The organism is Phycobacter azelaicus, from assembly GCF_014884385.1.
GTDB lineage: Bacteria > Pseudomonadota > Alphaproteobacteria > Rhodobacterales > Rhodobacteraceae > Phycobacter > Phycobacter azelaicus.
Window position 1 is genome coordinate 2,278,230 of sequence record NZ_WKFH01000003.1, and the last position, 19,828, is coordinate 2,298,057.

The 19,828-nt window shown below is 60.7% G+C and carries 17 protein-coding genes; 5 read left to right on the forward strand and 12 right to left on the reverse strand.

The features are described 5' to 3' along the window. Positions 1-127: 127 nt before the first annotated feature. The 5 genes from INS80_RS12065 to INS80_RS19315 all read right to left on the reverse strand — a co-directional run bounded on the left by INS80_RS12065 (position 128) and on the right by INS80_RS19315 (position 7,448). Complete coding sequence (locus tag INS80_RS12065; RefSeq protein WP_192965873.1) at positions 128-1,300, reverse strand: HlyD family type I secretion periplasmic adaptor subunit; 1,173 nt, start codon at positions 1,298-1,300, stop codon at positions 128-130. Continuing rightward, positions 1,297-3,816, reverse strand: a complete 2,520-nt coding sequence (locus INS80_RS12070) for a type I secretion system permease/ATPase (protein ID WP_226892610.1) — start codon at positions 3,814-3,816, stop codon at positions 1,297-1,299. The genes INS80_RS12065 and INS80_RS12070 overlap by 4 nt, the downstream gene beginning before the upstream one ends. Continuing rightward, a complete protein-coding gene (locus INS80_RS12075; RefSeq protein ID WP_192965874.1) occupies positions 3,813-5,111 on the reverse strand; it encodes a TolC family protein in 1,299 nt (432 codons plus the stop codon). The genes INS80_RS12070 and INS80_RS12075 overlap by 4 nt, the downstream gene beginning before the upstream one ends. A 91-nt stretch (positions 5,112-5,202) precedes the next feature. Continuing rightward, on the reverse strand, positions 5,203-6,912 hold the full coding sequence (locus INS80_RS19305) for an Ig-like domain-containing protein (RefSeq protein ID WP_369411401.1): 1,710 nt from the start codon (positions 6,910-6,912) through the stop codon (positions 5,203-5,205). Beyond that, entirely contained in the window at positions 6,909-7,448 is a 540-nt protein-coding gene (locus INS80_RS19315) for a BapA/Bap/LapF family prefix-like domain-containing protein (RefSeq protein ID WP_226892611.1), read from the reverse strand. The genes INS80_RS19305 and INS80_RS19315 overlap by 4 nt, the downstream gene beginning before the upstream one ends. 367 nt (positions 7,449-7,815) lie before the next feature. Here INS80_RS19315 and INS80_RS12085 point away from each other — a divergent pair, with 367 nt between their 5' ends. Beyond that, a complete protein-coding gene (locus INS80_RS12085; RefSeq protein WP_192965875.1) occupies positions 7,816-8,910 on the forward strand; it encodes a M24 family metallopeptidase in 1,095 nt (364 codons plus the stop codon). Positions 8,911-8,977: 67 nt separating this feature from the next. On the opposite strand, the gene INS80_RS12090 is transcribed toward INS80_RS12085, so the two are convergent. Continuing rightward, positions 8,978-9,640, reverse strand: a complete 663-nt coding sequence (locus tag INS80_RS12090) for a GntR family transcriptional regulator (RefSeq protein ID WP_192965876.1) — start codon at positions 9,638-9,640, stop codon at positions 8,978-8,980. A 149-nt stretch (positions 9,641-9,789) separates the two neighbouring features. Continuing rightward, positions 9,790-10,905, reverse strand: coding sequence for an S-(hydroxymethyl)glutathione dehydrogenase/class III alcohol dehydrogenase (locus INS80_RS12095; RefSeq protein ID WP_226892612.1), 1,116 nt, complete (start codon positions 10,903-10,905; stop codon positions 9,790-9,792). Positions 10,906-11,229: 324 nt separating this feature from the next. Between INS80_RS12095 and INS80_RS12100 the strand changes: the two genes are divergently transcribed. After that, positions 11,230-13,740, forward strand: a complete 2,511-nt coding sequence (locus tag INS80_RS12100) for a heavy metal translocating P-type ATPase (RefSeq protein ID WP_192965877.1) — start codon at positions 11,230-11,232, stop codon at positions 13,738-13,740. Further along, complete coding sequence (cueR, locus tag INS80_RS12105; RefSeq protein WP_192965878.1) at positions 13,737-14,141, forward strand: Cu(I)-responsive transcriptional regulator; 405 nt, start codon at positions 13,737-13,739, stop codon at positions 14,139-14,141. Before INS80_RS12100 ends, cueR begins: the two co-directional genes overlap by 4 nt. Before the next feature lie 252 nt (positions 14,142-14,393). On the opposite strand, the gene INS80_RS12110 is transcribed toward cueR, so the two are convergent. The 4 genes from INS80_RS12110 to pcaC are packed head-to-tail and all read right to left on the reverse strand — an operon-like array spanning position 14,394 to position 17,016. Beyond that, on the reverse strand, positions 14,394-15,224 hold the full coding sequence (locus INS80_RS12110) for a 3-oxoadipate:acetyl-CoA acetyltransferase (protein ID WP_192965879.1): 831 nt from the start codon (positions 15,222-15,224) through the stop codon (positions 14,394-14,396). Between the two features lie 12 nt (positions 15,225-15,236). Continuing rightward, positions 15,237-15,857, reverse strand: coding sequence for a protocatechuate 3,4-dioxygenase subunit alpha (gene pcaG / locus INS80_RS12115; protein ID WP_192965880.1), 621 nt, complete (start codon positions 15,855-15,857; stop codon positions 15,237-15,239). After that, entirely contained in the window at positions 15,857-16,597 is a 741-nt protein-coding gene (pcaH, locus tag INS80_RS12120) for a protocatechuate 3,4-dioxygenase subunit beta (RefSeq protein WP_192965881.1), read from the reverse strand. Before pcaH ends, pcaG begins: the two co-directional genes overlap by 1 nt. Positions 16,598-16,611: 14 nt before the next feature. After that, on the reverse strand, positions 16,612-17,016 hold the full coding sequence (gene pcaC / locus INS80_RS12125) for a 4-carboxymuconolactone decarboxylase (protein ID WP_192965882.1): 405 nt from the start codon (positions 17,014-17,016) through the stop codon (positions 16,612-16,614). A 93-nt stretch (positions 17,017-17,109) separates the two neighbouring features. Here pcaC and pcaQ point away from each other — a divergent pair, with 93 nt between their 5' ends. Beyond that, a complete protein-coding gene (gene pcaQ / locus INS80_RS12130) occupies positions 17,110-18,024 on the forward strand; it encodes a pca operon transcription factor PcaQ (protein WP_192965883.1) in 915 nt (304 codons plus the stop codon). Here pcaQ and INS80_RS12135 read toward each other — a convergent pair. Continuing rightward, positions 18,021-18,635, reverse strand: coding sequence for a TetR/AcrR family transcriptional regulator (locus INS80_RS12135; protein ID WP_192965884.1), 615 nt, complete (start codon positions 18,633-18,635; stop codon positions 18,021-18,023). The two genes, pcaQ and INS80_RS12135, sit on opposite strands and share 4 nt — an antisense overlap. 317 nt (positions 18,636-18,952) lie before the next feature. Here INS80_RS12135 and INS80_RS12140 point away from each other — a divergent pair, with 317 nt between their 5' ends. Beyond that, entirely contained in the window at positions 18,953-19,828 is an 876-nt protein-coding gene (locus INS80_RS12140; RefSeq protein ID WP_192965885.1) for a branched-chain amino acid ABC transporter permease, read from the forward strand.

Sequence of the window (19,828 nt, forward strand, 5' to 3'; positions counted from 1 at the left end):
CGCCACCCGCGTCACGGACATAAGGCATCCCAGCGTCACAGCACTGTGGTGATCGCCTATTGACCGGCGGTCTGAAAGAGAGAAGCTCCTTCACCAGACATCAGATGGGCTCAAGCCTGTCCTGAACCTAAGGTTCGCGGAAAGCTTCTCGCGACTTGTAAAGCGGTTTCAAAAGGTAGTTTAGAACGGTCTTGGAGCCGGTTTTGAGCTCTGCGGTTGCCCGCATGCCAGGGCGGATTTCTATCGACTGTTGACGCTCTGTGAACCCAGACCGATCCACGCGCACAGTCACCCGGTAAAAGGGCTCGGCTCTTGGATTGCGCTCATCCTCAAAGGTGTCGGCCGAGACGAAATCCACCGTGCCCTTGAGCGCACCATAGATCGTGTAATCATAGGCCGACAGCTTTATCGTGGCCTCCTGGCCGGGCTCGACGCTGGCGATGTCCTTTGGATTGACTCGGGCCTCAACGAACAGTTCTTCACCCAAGGGGATGATCTCAAAGATTTCTTCGCCGGGGCGTACCACACCGCCGATGGTCGTGACCGCCAGACTGTTGACGATACCGCTCATCGGCGCCGTGATGATCGTGCGGTTGAGCTGATCAGTGGCGAGGCGCAGCTCCTGACGCAGGGAAGCCAGCTCGCGCAGGGCCTTTGAATACTCTTCGGCCAAGTCCAATTCGTTCTGGGTGCCGAGTTCGGTGTATTTTGCCGCCGCATCAGTCGCGGCCTTCTGCGCCTTGTTGACCTCTGTCATTGCAACAATATTGCTCTTGTAGAGCTTTTGCAGGTTTTCCAGTTCGTCATTGAGCTGCGTCATGATCGTGCGGGCGCTGTCGCGGCGGCTGTGAAAGTCGGTTTGGCGGGCCTTCAGCAAAGTGCGCTCAGAGGCAAGGATCTCGCCAGAACGCTGTGCAAGCTGGGCAGGGACCTCGAACTCAAAAGCGCCGCTCATTTCCGCCTCAAGCCGGTATTGCTTGATCTCCAGGGCGTCGATCTGTTCCTGCAGCTCATCCGAAGCCGCGCGGAATTTGGTGTCCTGCAGACGCCCCAGAACCTGCCCGGCCTGAACCGTATCGCCTTGCCGGACAAAGAGTTCCGCCAAAATACCACCTTCAAGGTTCTGGACGATCTGTGCGCGAGAGGAGGAGACAACCTCGCCATCACCGCGCACGATTTCATCGACCGAGGCAAAGGCCGCCCAAGCAATAAACGTGACGACAGAGGCGGCGACCAGATAGATTATGCGCCCCGAGCCGCGTGTCTCGTCGGTAAAGTCGAAATCCGTGATCGCGGTCATTTCTTCTCTCCCGCTGCAAGATGGGCCAGAACCTGATCGCGCGGCCCGTCCACCACCATGCGGCCCGACTGCAGTATCAGGGTGCGGTTTGTGAGCGACAGGATCGGCATCCGGTGGGTTGCGATAACTGCGGTGCGCCCTTCAAGCCAGCTTTCCAGACGGCTGACCATGGTACGTTCCAGCGTCTGATCCAGCGCCGCCGTGGGTTCATCCAGCAGCACGATGGATGGGTTCTGCAGCCAAAGCCGCGCCCAGCCGATGGACTGGCGCTGGCCGATCGACAGACCGCTGCCGCCATCGGCGATCTCAAGGTCCAGCCCCTTGTGGTGACCGCGCACAAAGGCGCCGAGACCGGCAAACTCCAGAGCCTCCATCAGGCGGGTGTCGCTGCGCTCCAGCTGGCCAAGGTTCAGGTTGTCGCGCAGGGTGCCGGTCATCAGGCGCACCTCCTGGCTGAGGTAGCCGATATGGCGGCGCAGGTCGCGGGGGTCGATTTGGGCCATATCGGTGCCATCCAGCATGACGCGCCCTTTTTCAGGGGCGTAAAGACCGGAGAGAAGTTTCAGAAGCGTCGATTTTCCAGATCCATTGACGCCAAGCACAGCGACCTTCTGGCCGGGCAAAATGGCAACGGCAGGCACATCTAGTGTCGGTGCGGCATCGGCATCGTAGCGGAAGACCACTTCGCGCAGATCGAACCGCCCGGCCAGGCTGTCGCGGCGCAGATAGCTGCGGGAGGATTCCTTGTCCTGCGGGGCATCGGCAATCGCATCCAGCGCTTCCAATGCGGCCTTGACGTTGCTCCAACGCGCCAGGGTCCCGGCGAATTGCGTGAGCGGCGCCAGAGTACGGCTGGTCAGAATGCCGGTTGCGATTATGGTTCCGACGGTGAATTCACCCGCAAAGACCATAAACGTGCCAAACACCACCGCGCATATATAAGTTGCTTGCTGAACCCCCTGCGACCAGTAGGTCAGGGCGCTGGAGAGGCGGCGCTGCTCGGTCGAGGAATGGGAGGCAAGAATGTTCAGCTCATCCCAAAGTCGCAATACGCGATCCTCGCCGCGCTGGGTCTTGACCGTGTCCAGCTCGCTCAGGGTTTCGTGCAAAAGGCGCCCCGCCTTGGCGTTGGCCCCTTGGGTCTGGCGGGTCAGGGCGATCATGCGCTTTTGCAGGAAGTACGCGGGTAGCAGCATCAGAACGCCGCCTGCAACCAGAACCCAGACGATGGGACCCGCGATCGAGGCGACCAGCAGCAAGAACACGGCGATAAAGGGAATATCGGCCAGCGTGGACAGGGTGGACGAGGTAAAGAACTCGCGCACCGAGCCGAAATCCCGCATTGCCGCAAAAAGCCCGGAGGGCGGCAGCGGCTTCTTGTCCGACCGCATGCCGATCAGGCGGCGCATCAGGCTGTGCTGCACGGTCAGCTCGATCTGGCGGCCTGCGCTGTCGGTCAGACGGGCGCGGGCCACCTTGAGGCAGGCCTCCAGCGTGATGGCCAGGAAGGCGCCGATGGCCAGTACCCAGAGGGTTGCATGGGACTGATGCGGAACCACCCGATCATAGACCTGAAGCGAAAACAGCGCGACGGCAACCGCAAGAACATTGGCCACCAGAGAGCCGAGCATGATCTCGCCCACCTGGCGGCGATACTTCGTAAACTCTCCCCAGAACCAATGCGCCGTGTCGAGTTGCGGTGTATGGCGAGCAGACATCTGCGACAGCGGTGTCCGTGCCCCCAGGGTCAGGCCTTTGAAATAGGGTTGAAACTCTTCCAGCGGCACTTCGGCGCGGTTGTCGGGGCAGGTGGTGTCATATACGAACAGCGTGTCGTCATTCTGTTCAAGCACCAGAACGCATTGACCACCCTGCATCATGGCAAGGGCAGGCCAGATCTCGGCGGAGAGAGTTTTGGTTTTGCGGAGTTTGGCCTTGAGCCCGGTGGAGCGCAGCGCCTTGGCGATACTCTTGGGCGCTGTGTCGCCCTTGGCGTTCTTCCACAGGAATGTTGCGATGTCGCTGGCCTGGGTTTGCGACCCCTTTAGTGCTGCAAGGGTTGCGATCAACTCTGCACGATGCTGGATGCGATCCTCAGTGGCCCTGGCAAGGGCGGCCTCGTCCAGTTGGGGCTGGTGGTGGGGCGCTTCGTCCACCTGCGGTACTGTGCTCAGGGGCAGGATTTCCGTCTCGCTGGATTCTGGCGCTGCACTGTCTGGCGCGGCCGTATGCTCTGGCTGCAGTGCGGCCTGCTGATGTTGCGCGTAGCCGGAGATATCAACGACGGGTTCCTGAACCGGGGGCTGCTCCTGTGGCTGGGATGCATCTTCGAGCGGGCCGGAGGCTGCAAGGGGGGGCGATACGGGTTCAAAGGCAACCGGGTTCAACGGGGGAGGGGGCGCGAAGGCGGCCACGTTGCCACTGTCCGGGGCTTCCACGACCGGCACCGCCTGTGCCGTTTGAGCGCCGTCCTGCGGTTTGCCGGGTTTCCTGAATTTTCCGGGGAACCTGATCATATCTTATTCCCATCTGCTAAAAGGCCCATATCCCGCGACAGCTCAAGCTGGATCAGGATAACCTCGTATTTTGCATCAATATGTGCCTGTTCGCGGCGGATCAGCTCTTCGTAGATGGACACCACTTCCATCACAGGGCGCTGACCGGCCTCGTACTGCGACTTGAACAATTCGTAGGTTTCGCGGCTTGCACGGGCGAGGGCGGCTGTTTCGCTTTCCTGTCGAATGTAGGAGGCCAGGCGCTGCATCTGGCGCGAATAGGTGCGCCGCGCCTCCTCTTCAGCTTCGCCAATGGTGCGGCGGGCGGCTTCCTTGGAGGCTTCCAGCGCTTGCAGCGCGGCCGGGGTGCCAAGGCCCAAAGGCGTTGCCAGATCAAGGGTAAGCCCCGCGCCGGATCCATCGCTTGTCGCATTGCCGGCAGCGGCCACCTGCGGCAGAAGGCCCGCGCGTCCTGCCTTGGCCTCGGCGATGGTGCGCTCAGCTTCTGCCTGGGATTTCATGACCTCCAGAAAGGAGGTCTGCTGCGGCGGGGTGCCCAGATCCATACGCTGCGGTTTGTCAGGGAAACGCTGGCCGGTCATCGCCTGCAGTTCGGCGCGGGCCGTGGCGGCGGAGTCTGCCGCAGTCGCCTTGGCGGTGCGCAGCCCTGAGATCTTGCTATCCACCACATTGAGGTCCGACTGATCGTTGAGGCCACCTTCGACACGCCCGCTGACAATGCGCCGGAACTCGCTCATCTGATTGATGGCCCGGCCCAGATAGGCGGCCTTTTCATCGCCGCGCAGGCCGGCGGAATAAAGACCCACGGCGGTTTGTACCCGCGTGTTCATGTCAATCGACAGGTTCACGGCGGCCACTTCCACATCGGCGGCCGCAAATTCGCGTTCGGCCTTGCGACGACCGTTGTCGAACAGGATCTGCTCGACCAGGATTCCTGCCACCAGATCGCCAAGATCCGTGAGGCTCACAGAGGGGCCGATGGTGGGCAGCCAGTTCTTTGCTTTCGCCTCGGCGCGCAGCTTTGCGCTGATCAACTCGGCCTCGGATGCGCGGGCAGAGGCAGAAATCGCAGCTTCGCCCACCTCGCGGTAGATGCTTCCTTCCTCAAGCAACGAGCGGCGCTCAAGGAGCGCCGCTATGATCGGGGAGGCGGCTTCGCTATCGTTTTGCTCAAAGCTGCTCGCAGTGCGAGAGACGGATCCGTCGCTATTCTTCGTCAGAAACGGTGATTGTTCTGCACAGGCAGACAGGCCGCAAAGCAGCGCCATCACCATAGCGGATCGTCCCAAGTGCATACTGCCCCTTGCCCTTCTTCTCGCGTGCCTTTTCGGCTTTTTGTCTTGGGGTCCGACGGCCCTGCCTGAAAGGGCTTCGCCGGTATCGTCTTTAGATGAGAACGTTGACGTCCTGATCCACCAGCAGCGTCGTTCCGTCAGTGCCGACGGTATAGACGTTGTAGATCTGGCCATCCACGAGCTGTGTGCCCGCAGCGGCAGCCCCGGTGACGGTCAGGGTATCATCCGCGCCGCCGTGCACCGTGAGCGTATCCGAATTGCCCGACAGGGCCTTTATGTCCGCCTCAGTAAGGTTGAGAGACACATCGGCTGCATAGTCCAGGTTCAGTGCATCCACATTGAACTGGGACAGTCCTGCGTGATCCATTGTGCCGCTGTTGACGGCGTTGTCCTCCAGAATGACCAGTGTGCTGGAGGCATTGCCGGCGGTGTCTTCACTTGTGACCATAAGGTGTGTTCCATCAGGCACCGGTGTGGAGAAGGTGAACTCGGTCCCAAAGACCGGGTCCTGCGCCACTGTTGCTGCCGGGGTGGTGATCGTCCCCCCGCTCTCCAAGGCACTCACGGAATAGCTGTCGGTGACACCCTCGGCGCTGATCCGGCGCACATCGCCGCTGGAAAACGTAACCGAGTCCACGTCCGGGGTCGTATACTCGGTGTCGACAGAGAAGGTTTCCGTGATGGAGCGGGTGTTGCCTGCGGCGTCCGTTGCCACGATCGTGGCACTGGTTGCATATTCGCCGCCGGGGATGTCCGTTTCGGCAAAGGTCACGCTCCAGTTGCCCGAGGAATCGACGCTGGCCGTACGGGTCACGCTGCCGACGGTAACCGCAACACCGGATCCCTGTTCGACGGTGCCTGTAAGGGTTACACCGGCTTGGCGCTCGGCCACGTTGATCACATCGTCGGCGGTTTGGCTGGACTGAGCAGTGAGAGGCGTGACTTCCGTGTCAACTTCCAAAGTATGAGACGTGGTCGCCATGTTTCCAACAGAATCTGTCGCTTGGACAGTGACAGTTGCGTCGTAGCTGCCTGTGGGAATGTCCGCGGCAGAAAAGCTTGCGGTCCAGTTGCCTTGACCGTCAACCGAGGCGGTTCGGGTCACGGAGCCCAGTTGTACCGATACTGACGATCCCGGCTCTGCGGTGCCCGTCAGATCAATGCCGCCGCTACGTTCTGTGGCATTGACTATATCGTCTCCGCCCACCTGGCCGGTGTTTACGGTGACCGCGGTTTCGGTATCGATCCGTACCGTGTGGCTTTCTGTGGAACTGTTGCCCGCCGCATCGGTAGAGGTCATGACAATCGTGCTGTCGTAGGTGCCACCAGTGATCTGCCCGGCAGCATAGCTGATTGACCAGGTGCCGTCATTTGCCACGGTGGTTGATCGTGTATGGCCCTGAAACTCAACGGTCATTGAGGCTCCAGCCTCTCCGGTGCCAGACAGCGTAACGCCGTCGGATGCCTCAGTGAGATTGACGATATCGTCGCCTTCGACGGTGTTGATGGCGATAGGCGGCGCGATCGTATCGACTTCCAGAACGTCGTTGTAGCTGTTGCTATTGCCTGCTGCATCGGTGGTCGTGATCAGGACCGGGGTTTCGTATTCGCCAGTCGGGATGTCGGCCGGGGCAAAGGTGACCGACCATGTGCCATCCGGGTTTACAGTCGTGCTTTGTGTCACGCCGTTGATCAGTACATCAAGGCTGGCGCCAGGTTCTCCGGTGCCTGTGATCACGGGGCCTGCGGAGTGATCGGCAGCATTAACAAGGTCACCCGTCGACTGAGTGCCGCTGGTCACATCTGCAACCGGTGCTGTGGTGTCAGGCGTGGGGGGGATCCGTCATCGTCATTCAGAACGACGGCCGTGCCAACCAGTCCGGCTGCTGCGGCGCCTGCGGCCCCAAAGCCACCCAAAAGGGGAGCGGCCAGTGGCGCAATCACAGGTTCGATTCGGTCTACATTCAGAAAGACCAGATCGTCATAGCTGCTCCATTTGCCGGTCAGGTCCAGCGTTTCATAGCTGGCAAAGAGCATGCCGTCCGCTTTGTCCTCAAGCACGACTTCGATGAAATCGCCATTCGCACTGAGGAATAAGTTTTTTCCGCCGGTCGTCGAGAAAGCGAAATAATTGTCCAGAACCAAGGTCTCGCCGTTGGCCAGAACAATGTGAAGATCCGCGCCACGTCGTGCGTAGCTTTCGACCTCAGAGGGCTCGAGATTGAGGGAAATGTCTTTGGCTCGACTAACGTCGAGATGAGCGGGAGATCCCTCAGGCATAGTGCCCTGAAAGGTGGTTCCCGTCATGCCGCGGGAAATATATCCGACAGTACTCATGTTCTGCTCGCCTATACGCATGGCTGCGCCGCTTGCGGGCGCTCACCTGGTTCATTGCCTGTTTGTTGCCTCAAATGGCCGTCTTAAGCGGCCTTAATTTGTCACATATTGTGACTACTTTGAGTCTTGTGTCCAGTGAATGCATAGCGAGAACAGCCGCAAAACGCCCTGAATACCGGCAAAATGGGGACGAAAATTAAAATTTTAAGCAAACTTGTAGCGTTTTGGTGTCAGTTCTTACCAAAACGTTAATGGCCTGTTCGAACTGTGCGGACTGCCTGGATGGAGTGATTTGCGATTGGCTTTTGATCGATTTTACGATGACATTGGCGATCATGGATGGCAGATCAATTGGAGGGCACATGCGATGACAGTTGCACTGGGTGAGTATCAACGTCTGGCTGCAAGCCTCAACGTGGATGCGCTGGCGCTGGTTCCCGGGCCGAACTTCACGCGTGCGCTGGGGCATAGCTTCATGAGCCATGAACGCCCTTTCCTGTTGGTCATTCCGGCAGAGGCGCCGCCTGCGGCGATCGTTCCAAACTTGGAGCTTGGCTCCTGGGAACTGGTCGGGTTTCAAGGTGCCGTTTTTGATTGGCGCGACCAAGATGGCTATGCTGCGGCCTTTGAGGCGCTTGCTGCACATTTTCCAATGCGGCGGTTGGCCGTTGAAGGCCAGGTCATGCGCGTCTTTGTGCACCATGCTTTGAAGCAAGCGATGCCAGATCTCGAAATCCTGGATGCCGAGCAAAAGATTTCGGGTCTGCGTATGATCAAGACTGCGTCCGATATCGCTGCGCTTGAGGCAGCAATACGGATCTCGGAAAGAGCACTCAATCGCGTCCTGCAGGGGGTTCAGGTTGGTCAGACGGAAAAAGAGGTAGAGGCTGCTCTGATTCAGGCCCTGTTTGCCGAAGGCGCTGATGCTCTGGCGTTTTCGCCTATCGTTGCAGCGGCTGACAATTCGGCGCGCCCGCACGCGCATGCCCGTTCCGATTATCGTATCAGGTCCGGAGATGCTTTATTGTTCGATTTTGGCGCGCGAAAGGATGGCTTTTGCGCTGATATCACCCGGACTGTGTTTGTTGGCGCGGTCAGCGAAGAGGGACGTGCGGTCTACGACACTGTTCTGCGCGCCAACCTGGCTGGGCTGGAGGCCACTCGGGCGGGCGTGACAGCGCACGAGATCGACGATGTGGTAACTGGCGTGCTGGAGGCGTCGCCTTTTGCTGATCGCATCCGCACCAAGACTGGGCACGGGCTGGGCCGCGACGTGCATGAGGCCCCTTATATCATGCGCGGCAATCACGAGGTTCTTCCGGCGGGCACTGTCTACACCAACGAACCGGGGCTTTACGGTCCGGGAAAATTCGGTGTGCGTATCGAGGATGATGTGCTGATTACCGAAGGCGGCTATCGCACCCTTACCACCTTCCCCAAAGAGCTGATGATTGTCGGCTAGTGCCTTTAGGATTTAACGCGCGTCTTGAACGATCGAGCTGGTGCCCGAACGGAGTTGCGCCGCACTTTCAGGTGGCGGAGGTCAGCTGCCGCTGCAGGGAGGCCTTGGCGTCCTGGATATGGGCATACGTCAGGCGCGCGGCTTCTTCAGCATCCCCCGCTTCGCAGGCGGAGAGGATGGCGCGGTGTTCATCGGTGCTGCGTGCCACGCCGCCGCTCATGACAAGTTGCGCGCGGATGTAGCGGTCGATCCGATCGATAGCGTTCTCGATGACCTGTATATGGTAGGGCATGTCGCTTGCACTGTAGAGAATACCGTGAAACTTGCGGTTCAATCCTCCCCAGTGCATGGGGTCATCGGTGGCAGCAAACCGATCCAGATACTCTTGTGCCTTGGTCAGGACTTCGGTGGACATATTGGGCACTGCTGCCCGGATCACGTCGGCCTCCAGTCGGGCTCGAAGGTCAAAGACCTCTCCGGCTTCCTGCATGGATAGCGTGGCAACTACGGCCCCCTTGTAGCGCTGCGTCCTGACGAGGCCCTGTTGTTCAAGACGGTTCAGGGCTTCGCGGACGGGAAAGCGGGAGGTGTTGAAGGACCTCGCTATTTCCTCTTGGCGCAATGGCTCGCCATCTTTTAAATCCCCTTCGATGATGGCCTTTCTCAGGGCCTCGAAGATGATCGTTGCCGCGCTGTCCCGCTTGGAAATGTCAGTGGTCGGGTATTTCACACCTGTGCCTCGTGAACCAGTCAGTCGCTGAGCCGTCGTTTCCTATACAGAGCTTGTGCGGATCGGGCAAAGGGTCATGCCTTGGAAAAGAAATCACCGCAGGCAGGACGCCTGCGGTGCCAGAGCTTTCAAACTAGGGGCTCCGGTGATCAGAACTCCACCACCGCGCGGATCGATTTGCCTTCGTGCATCAGATCAAAGCCTTCGTTGATCTGATCAAGCGACAGCTTGTGCGTAATCATCGGATCGATCTCGATCTTGCCGTCCATGTACCAGTCCACGATCTTGGGCACGTCGGTGCGGCCCGATGCGCCGCCAAAGGCCGTGCCGCGCCAGCTGCGCCCGGTCACCAATTGGAAAGGTCGGGTGGAGATTTCGGCGCCAGCGGGGGCCACGCCGATGATGATGCTTTCGCCCCAGCCCTTGTGCGCGGCCTCAAGCGCGGTGCGCATTACCTGCACGTTCCCGGTTGCATCGAAGGTGTAATCGGCGCCGCCACCGGTCAGCTCGACCAGATGCGCAACCAGATCGCCCTCGACCTCGGCCGGGTTCACAAAGTCGGTCATGCCGAAATGCACCGCCATCTCCACCTTGCCCGGGTTGAGGTCGACACCCACGATCTGGTCCGCGCCCGCAAGACGCAAGCCCTGGATTACGTTGAGCCCGATACCGCCGAGGCCGAACACGATGGCGGTAGAGCCGATCTCCACCTTTGCGGTGTTGATTACCGCGCCTATGCCGGTAGTTACGCCGCAGCCGATGTAGCAGATCTTGTCGAAGGGCGCGTCCTTGCGCACCTTGGCGAGCGCGATTTCAGGTACAACGGTGTGGTTGGCGAAAGTAGAGCAGCCCATGTAGTGGTGGATCGGGGTGCCATCCAGCATTGAAAAGCGCGTGGTGCCGTCGGGCAAAAGCCCTTGGCCTTGCGTTGCGCGGATGGACTGGCAGAGGTTGGTCTTGGGGTTGAGGCAGTATTCGCACTCACGGCATTCAGGCGTGTAAAGCGGGATCACGTGATCGCCGACCTCAAGGCTGGTGACGCCTTCGCCGACCTCGACCACGACGCCTGCGCCTTCATGACCCAGAATCGCGGGGAAGATGCCTTCGGGGTCATCGCCCGAGCGGGTGAATTCATCAGTGTGGCACAGACCGGTTGCCTTGATCTCCACAAGCACCTCACCAGCCTTGGGGCCTTCAAGGTTCACCTCCATGATTTCAAGCGGTTTGCCTGGCGCAAGGGCTACTGCAGCACGGGTACGGATCATTTTTGGTTTCCTTCGCTCTTGTCTGACGGCCGAGACGGCGGTGTTGGTCCCTCGGTTCTATCCTCGGTGACGGGGCGGTTCTGCGTGTCCACCCCTTCGGCTCCTGTTGGAAGCAAGCGTTACATTTACCGCCCTTTCGGTGCAACCATCCTGCGTCCAGACATAATCGGGGCAGACGCACAGACGATGTGCGAAACCGGCGCATCGCGCCCTCTTCCCGTCACCCCGCTTGGGGAGGCCAAAATAATCACAAGAGAGCTCTTGACCCTCCTGCGACTGGAAGGTGCATATCTCATCTCATACACAAGAGGCTTGGAGTTCGTCATGACAGAGGAAACGGAATTCGCGCTGCAGATAACGGGGCTGAACTGCGCCGGATGCGCGGGGCGGGCGGAGCGTGCCCTGGCCGGAGTTGAGGGCGTGCGCAAAGCCTCTGTGAACCTCGCGACTGCAAAGGGGCAGGTTACGGCGGCGGCGGATGTGCCGACATCGGCCTTTGCAGAGGCTTTGGAGGCAGCCGGCTACCCTGCCGCCAAAAGCGCGGTATCACTTCAGATCCAAGGTCTGAGCTGCGCCTCTTGCGTGGGCCGTGTCGAGGCCGCTTTGAAAGCCGTTCCAGGGGTATTAAGCGCGGATGTTAATCTTGCGTCGCAGCGCGCCGAGGTGAGCTATCTGACTGGCGCGACCCACGGTGCGGATCTGGCGCGCGCAGCAACGGCGGCCGGATACCCGGCGCGTTTGCGGGGAGATGATGCGGACGATGCGGCTCTGGAAACGGAGCGCAAGTCCGATGAGATCCGCACACTCGGCCTGCAGGTCCTGATTGCTGCGGCCTTGGCGTTGCCGGTCTTTCTGATCGAGATGGGCGGACATATGATCTCCGCTGTCCACCTTTGGGTGATGGAGGTGATCGGCCACCAGCAAAGTTACTATCTGCAATTTGCGCTGACCACTCTGGTTCTGGCCGGTCCGGGCCTACAGTTCTATCGCAAGGGGTTTCCGGCCCTTCTTCGCGGTGCGCCTGATATGAACTCCCTGGTCGCGCTTGGTACAGCGGCGGCCTATGTCTTTTCGGTGATTTCGACCTTTGCGCCACAGATTCTGCCCTTGGGCACGGCCAACGTCTACTTTGAGGCGGCCGCCGTCATAGTGGTCTTGATCCTGGCGGGGCGCTATCTGGAGGCCCGTGCCAAGGGGCGCACCGGCGCAGCCATCAAGGCGCTGATCGGGTTGCAGCCCAAGACGGCCCTTGTTTTCAATGGTGCAGAGGCGGTGGAAACCGCGGTGGATGACATCGCGCCGGGCGACCTTATCCGGTTGCGCCCGGGCGAGCGGGTCGCGGTGGATGGCGAGGTGGTCTCTGGCAGCTCCTATGTGGATGAAAGCATGATCACGGGTGAGCCGGTTCCAGTGCAGAAATCGGAGGGTGATCCGGTCACGGCAGGTACGATCAACGGCAACAGCCTGCTGGAGTTCCGCGCTGTGAAGGTCGGCGGCCAGACTGTGCTGGCGCAGATCATCCGCATGGTGGAACATGCGCAAGGCGCCAAGCTGCCGGTGCAGGGCATGGTCGATCGTATCACGCTGTGGTTCGTGCCAGCAGTCATGGTTGCGGCGGCGCTGACGGTTCTGGTCTGGGCCTTCTTCGGCCCATCGCCTGCTCTGCCATTTGCCCTTGTGGCCGGGGTATCCGTCCTCATCATTGCCTGCCCCTGTGCCATGGGACTGGCGACGCCAACATCAATCATGGTTGGCATTGGACGGGCGGCTCAGATGGGCGTTCTGTTCCGCAAAGGCGATGCGCTGCAGCGGCTCGAAGAGGTGCGCGTGGTGGCGCTCGACAAGACCGGGACCCTGACCGAGGGGCGCCCGGCCTTACGCGGTGTGATTTGCGCAGATGGGTTCGACCGCGATCAGGTGTTGCGTCTTGTCGGCGCTGCCGAAACCGCCTCGGAACATCCCATCGCCCGCGCACTGGTAGCGGCGGCGGGCAAGGGGCTGCCTGCGGCCGACAGCGTCGAGGCGATCCCCGGCTTTGGTTTGCGCGCACGCGTGGAGGGACGCGAGGTCCTGATCGGTGCCACCCGCCTGATGGGGCGCGAAGGCATTGAAATTGGCGATCTTGCAGGGCAGGCCGAGGCCCTGGCTGCGCGCGGGGAAACCGTGTTCTTTGCCGCCATTGACGGGCAGGCGGCGGCTTTGCTCTCGGTCGCGGACCCGGTGAAATCCGGCAGCGCCGACGCGATCCGGGCGCTCCACGCTCAAGGAATGAAGGTTGCAATGATCAGCGGCGATGGCGCGGCGACGGCGCAGGCCGTGGCAGAGGATCTGGGCATAGACCTCGTCGTGGCGGATTGCCTGCCGGGGGACAAGGTTGCCGCTCTGGAGACACTGCGTGCGGACCATGGCGCGCTGGCCTTTGTCGGCGATGGCATCAACGATGCGCCTGCGCTGGCCGCGGCCGATGTGGGCTTGGCGATCGGCACCGGCACGGATGTTGCGATCGAGGCGGCGGATGTGGTGCTGGTCTCCGGCGATCTGCGGGGCGTGGTGAACGCCTTGACCGCCAGCCGGGCAACTTTGCGCAATATCCGCCAGAACCTGTTCTGGGCCTTTGGCTACAACGTCTTGCTCATTCCGGTCGCCGCGGGTGTTCTATATCCCTTTGGCGGGCCGATGCTGTCGCCGGTGCTGGCGGCAGGGGCGATGGCCTTGTCCAGTGTCTTTGTGCTCAGCAATGCGTTGCGCTTGTACCGGCTGAAAGCGGCCATACATGAAAAGGGTGCAACGAGCAGTGCAAGCGCACGCACGGCGATGAAGGAGGCGCAGGCATGAATATCGGTGATGTGGCGAGCCGCTCTGGACTGCCCGCCAAGACCATTCGCTACTACGAGGATATCGGCCTCATCAAGCCTCATCGCAGCGCCAATGGCTATCGCTGCTTTGAGGAGGCAGACCTGCACAAGCTGGCCTTTCTGGGCCGGGCCCGTGCGCTGGGATTCAGCATTGAAGACTGCCGCATGCTGATGGCGCTTTACGAGGATGAAAGCCGCGCCAGCGCGGATGTGAAACAACTGGCGCTGGAACATCTTGCCAAGATTGAAGCCAAGATCGCTGATCTGCAGGCGATGCGCGACACCTTGACCGAGCTCGTACACTGCTGTGCGGGGGACAGTCGGCCGGATTGCCCGATCCTCAAGGATCTGTCCGGGGAGATGCCCGCGCAGCCCGATTGAGAAAGGGCCTCTAGACACAGGGCGTCGGTCTGGCGGGTTTGTAGGGATAGAGGCAGGGATCGCGCGCGGTCATGGCATGCTTTCGTCTGGAGCACAGACAGCGCCGAGGGAGGAGCGGCTCGAAACGCCTTGCCGCGCGCAACCTCTAAGTAGGTGTACTCAGGACGATCGCAAGGGCAGAAAGGTCAAAATGACGCAACGGCCCGCCACGAAACTCGGGCGGGCCGTTCAGGACTTGGTCGTGCTGGTTGATCAGGCCGGGCGCAGGTCAAGGATCTTGCGCGCCTGCTGCCATGTGGCGACGGGGCGCTCGTATTTCTCGCAGAGCTCCACCGCGCGTTTGACCAGCGCCGCGTTGGACGGCGCCTTTGTGTTGCGATCAAGGCGCAGGTTGTCCTCAAGGCCGGTGCGGGTGTGGCCGCCTGCGGCAATGGCCCATTCATTGAGCACGATTTGACCGGGGCCGATCCCTGCACCGCACCATTCGGCATCGGGCGCAAGGCGCTTCACCGTCTGGACGTAGAAATCGAAGGTCTCCTTGTCCACCGGCATCGCGTTCTTCACGCCCATGACGAACTGTACGTACAGTTTTCCGGGAATGGCGCCTTCACGGCTCATCTTCACCGCCTGATGGATATGGCTGAGGTCGAAGGCCTCGATCTCGGGCTTGACCTCATAGGTGCGCATTTCTGAGGCGAGCCAATCCACCAGATCCGGCGGGTTCTCGTAGACGCGGGTGGGGAAGTTGTTGGACCCCACCGAGAGCGACGCCATGTCAGGACGCAGGGACAGCATGCCGCCACGCTCCTTGCCAGCGCCGGAACGGCCGCCCGTGGACAGCTGCACGATCATGCCGGGGCAGTGTTTGTTCAGCCCTTCCAAAAGGCGGCCAAACTTTTCTGGGTCCGAGGTCGGCGTCTGATCGTCGTTGCGCACGTGGCAATGGGCGATGGTCGCGCCTGCCTCGAAAGCTTCTTGGGTGCTTTCGATCTGCTCTTCGATGGTGATCGGCACCGCCGGGTTATGTTCCTTGCGCGGCACCGAGCCGGTGATGGCCACGCAGATGATGCAGGGTTTGCTCAACTCTGTGTCTCCTCAGATGTCGAAGAATACGGTTTCATCTTCACCTTGCAGGCAAATGTCAAAACGATAAACCGTCTGGCCGTCCCGTTCGCTGCGCTTGGCGATCAAGGTTTTGCGACGTTTTTCCCATTCGATCAGGTTGATGATCGGATCGGTCGAGTTGGCCTCCGCCTCGTCCTCGAAGTAAAGACGGGTGTTCAGGCCCACATTAATGCCGCGCGCTACGATCCAGAGGTTGATGTGCGGGGCCATCATCTGGCCATTGCGCCCCATGACGGGGCCCGGCTTGACCGTCTCGAACGCCCATTCGCCTGTTTCGAAATCGGTGATGACACGGCCCCATCCGCGAAAGCCCTCTTCGACCTCACCGGCGTGTTCGGGGTGGGCATAGACACCGGCGGCATTGGCCTGCCAGGCCTCTAGAAGCACGTCCTTCACCGGAGACCCGATACCGTCGATCACGAGACCCTCGACCCGGATCCGCTCGCCTGCGGCATTGGGGCCTGCAATGTCCTGACCCAATTCCTGATCGTAGATCTGGAAGCCTGCAGCGCCCGGCGCAAGTCCGATATGGACGTAGGGACCAGCGGTTTGCGAAGGGGTTTCCTTCAGATAATCAAGCTGTTGTGGCATCAGTTCCCCTCCAGACGGTTTTCGAACAGGGTCGAGCGGCGACCGCGCAGCACGATGTCGAACTTGTAGGCAATGGTATCCAGTGGAATGGTGGCGTTCATATCAAGGCGCGCAATCAGCTGTTCGATGGCATCCGGGTCGGGAATGGTTGCCACGATCGGGCAGGTCTTGATGAGCGGATCGCCCTCGAAATAAAGCTGGGTGATCAGGCGCTGGGCAAAGGCGGAGCCGAAGACCGACACGTGGATATGCGCCGGGCGCCAGTCGTTGACCCAGTTGCGCCAGGGGTAGGCACCCGGTTTCACGGTGCGGAAGTAGTAGTATCCGTTCTCATCCGTGATGGTGCGTCCGCAGCCGCCAAAGTTGGGGTCGATGGGGGCGAGATAGGTGTCCTTCTTGTGGCGATAGCGGCCACCGGCATTTGCCTGCCAGATCTCTACCAGCGTATTGGGCACCGGGCGGGCGTTTTCGTCCAGCACCCTGCCATGTACGATGATCCGCTCACCGATGGGGCTTTCACCGGGCTGCGCATAGTTCGAAATCAGATCGTTGTCTGTCGGGGCGATATCGTTGTGGCCAAAACGCGGGCCGGTGATTTCGCTCGGCGTGTTCTCAAGGCTGATCAGCGAGAACTTGGGCGAGCGCGCCACCGAGGTCTTGTAGTCCTTGGCATAGGCGGGCGGATGCCAGCGACGGTCGCGCTGGTAGTATTCCGCCATGGTCTGATTGGGTTTGGTCATGGTGGTGGTCCTCCTCAGGCCTTGGGTGCTTGGGCAGCGGCTTCGGCGTCCATTTCGGCGTAGGTTTGCTTGGCCAGTTTCAGGGCGTGATTGGCGCGGGGCACGCCCGCGTAGATCGCGACGTGTTGAAAGGCCTCGATCACATCCTGGCGGCTGGCACCAGTGCGGGCGGTGGCGCGGATGTGCATCGGGATTTCCTCGAAATTGCCCATTGCTGCCAGTAGCGCTAACGTCAGCATCGAGCGTTCGCGGCGACTGATGCCGTCTGACGCCCAGACAGTGCCCCAAGCGCCTTCGGTGATCAGGGTCTGAAAGGCCTCATCGAGCTCGGTCTTGGCGGCCTCGGCGCGGTCCACATGGGCATCACCCAGCACCGAGCGGCGCACGGTCATCCCTTGGTCAAAGCGGCTCTCGCTCATCCCGTCCTCCTCAATCATGATGGAAGTCACTGTCGCATACCAAAAAAGATCTGTATAATGCTATGAATTGAATATATTCATGCCGGATATGATATGCGTTTGTCTGCTGAGCTAAAGCTGCGTCATTTGGAGGTCTTTGTCGAAGTGGCCCGCCAGGAAAGTGTCACCCAGGCTGCCGAGGCGCTGGGCATGACGCAACCTGCGGTCACTCGGACCCTGCGCGAGCTGGAGGGAGTCGTCGGCAAGCCGCTGGTGGAGCGGCACGGGCGCGGCATCCGGCTGTCCGCCTATGGCGAGATGTTTCGCGATCATGCCGGCCGCAGCCTTGCGCTGGCCCGCGACGGGGTTGCCATGCTGCGTGGGCTGGATGAGGCCGAGGGACCACGTGTCGCCATTGGCGCCTTGCCGACAGTCTCTGCCACGGTGGTGCCGGATGCGCTGGCGCAGCTTCGGGCAGAGGGCAGCCACAGCCGGTTTTCCGTGATTTCTGGTGACAACCGCTACCTGCTGGACCAGCTGCGCCGGGGCAATCTTGATGTGGTGGTGGGTCGTCTTCCTGCGCCGGATCATATGGTGGGCCTCGATTTCGACCCGTTATTTCGTGAACGTGTGGTGGCTGTCGTGTCCGAGGGGCACCCTCTGGCCGGTGTTCCGCATTTGCCTTCCGCGGCATTTGAGGACTATCCGGTGTTGATGCCCTCGGAAGGGTCGATCATTCGCCCCATGGTGGACCGCATGTTCCTTGAGCAGGGGCTTACCTTGCCCCGTTTTCCGATCGAGACGGTTTCGGCCACCTTCGGGCGCCGCTTCACGCTGCGTCATAGGGCGATCTGGATCATCAGTCACGGGGTGGTGCGCGCCGATCTGGAAGACGGCGTGCTCAGGCTGCTGCCGCTCAACACGGATAGTACGCTTGGCCCGGTTGGCCTTTGCATCCGCAGCGAACATCAGCTCTCTGCCGCGGCGGCCCGGTTCTGTTCTGCGCTGCGGGACATCTGCGGGACTTAGGCACGCAGGCTGGCAAGGGCCATATCGGCCAGATCGTCCGCCACGGTCTTGCGAAAGTTCCGTTCGTCGCCGCGCCCCGGCTGATACCAGAAAACCGGAGAGTTCAGCGTCAGCATCAACCCCGCGACTGTGACCCTCAGCGTTCTGGGGGCAAAGGTGCCGTTTGCCATCCCGCGCGAGACCTGGGCGGCGAACAGCTGGGTATATTGTCGCTGCTCGGCGCGCACCTGTGCCAGCAGGCCCTGTTCGGCGGCCTTGGATGGCGTTTTGCCACGGGCGCCGGTGAAGGTCTGGAGAATCACCTTGTGGTAGGGGAGGGAGCGCAGCACCTCGTAGACATGAGCCTGTGCCATACGATGCAGGCAAATCTCGGGGGTAAGCGAGTCGTCGATCACCGTTTGAACCGCCCCATAGGTAAAGCGCGCTGCCCTCAGCTGTACTGCGGCCAGAAGCGCGCCCTTCGAAGGAAAGTGGTGATATATCCGGCCCTTGGTGGATCCAAGGCTGGCCGCGATATCGTCGATCGAGGCGGCATCCGCTCCTAAGGTCATGAAACTATGAGCCGCAGCATCCAGAATTTCGCTCTTTGAGGCGCTGATTTGCTCTAACATCGTGCCATGCCTGCCGTGTCTTTCTTGTTGTCCACAGCGGCTGATCGGGCCTGCCCGCCGTTTGAAGGCTGTGTTGGGCATTCGCCTTGGGCGGTCGCGCACAATAGGGTGGCACAGGCTCAAAATATAGCCGCTTTTTGGCATATTGACGCTGGGTCTTACCAATTGACAGAAGAAAAACATACTCAGTAGTCTGTTTTTAGACGCCATGGGTTTCGCCGCTTGAGGAGGCGGGGCGGAGCCCCAGAAAAATATGGCGCTTTCGCTCGGCAATGACCGGGTCAGAAGCCGCTCATTTCGGGCGGAGGGAGGAAAATTTGGAAGTATTGCAGCTCCTGGTCAGCGGGCTTGCGAATGGCTGTGTTTATGGCCTGATCGCGCTCGGCTTCGTGCTGATCTACAAGGCCACCGAGGCGGTCAATTTCGCCCAGGGCGATTTCATGATGCTGGGGGCCTTTGTGACCCTTGGCCTAACCAATGCAGAGTATATGGATCTGCCATTCTGGATCGCGGCGCCGCTGGCGATTTCGATCATGGCGGTACTTGGTTACCTGCTCGACTTTTTCATTCTGCGTCATCTGTTCGGCCAAAGTCAGACCGCGGTTGTCATCCTGACCATCGCGCTGGGCTTTGTTCTGCGCTTTGTGGCCGGTCTGATCTGGGGGCATGAGCCGCAGACGCTGGAAAGCCCACTGGCGCTGGGTGATGTGCAGCTGGGTGGTGTGGTGCTTGGCATGGCGGATGTGGCGGTGATCGTGGTGACCTTCCTGCTAACATGGTCGCTGTACCAGTTCTTCCAGCGCACCAAGCTGGGTCTGGCCATGCAGGCGGCCAGTCAGAACCAGATGGCGGCCTATTTCATGGGCATTCCGGTACGCCGGGTGCAGGGGCTGATCTGGGGGCTGGCTGGCGCGACGGCGGCCGTGGCCGGGATCCTCTTTGCCTCCAAGGGCGCGATTGATCCGAATGCGGGGCTCTTGGGGATCAAGGCCTTTGCGGCGGCGGTCATCGGCGGCTTTGGCTCGCTTCCCGGAGCGCTCGCTGGTGGCCTGATCGTGGGTGTCATCGAACCTTTCGCGGCGCGCTACCTTGCAGCAGGTTATTCGCAGATCGCTCCTTATGCGCTCTTGTTGGCGGTGCTGATCTTCCGTCCGCATGGCCTGTTCAGCCAGGTCCGAGTGAAGAAGGTCTGA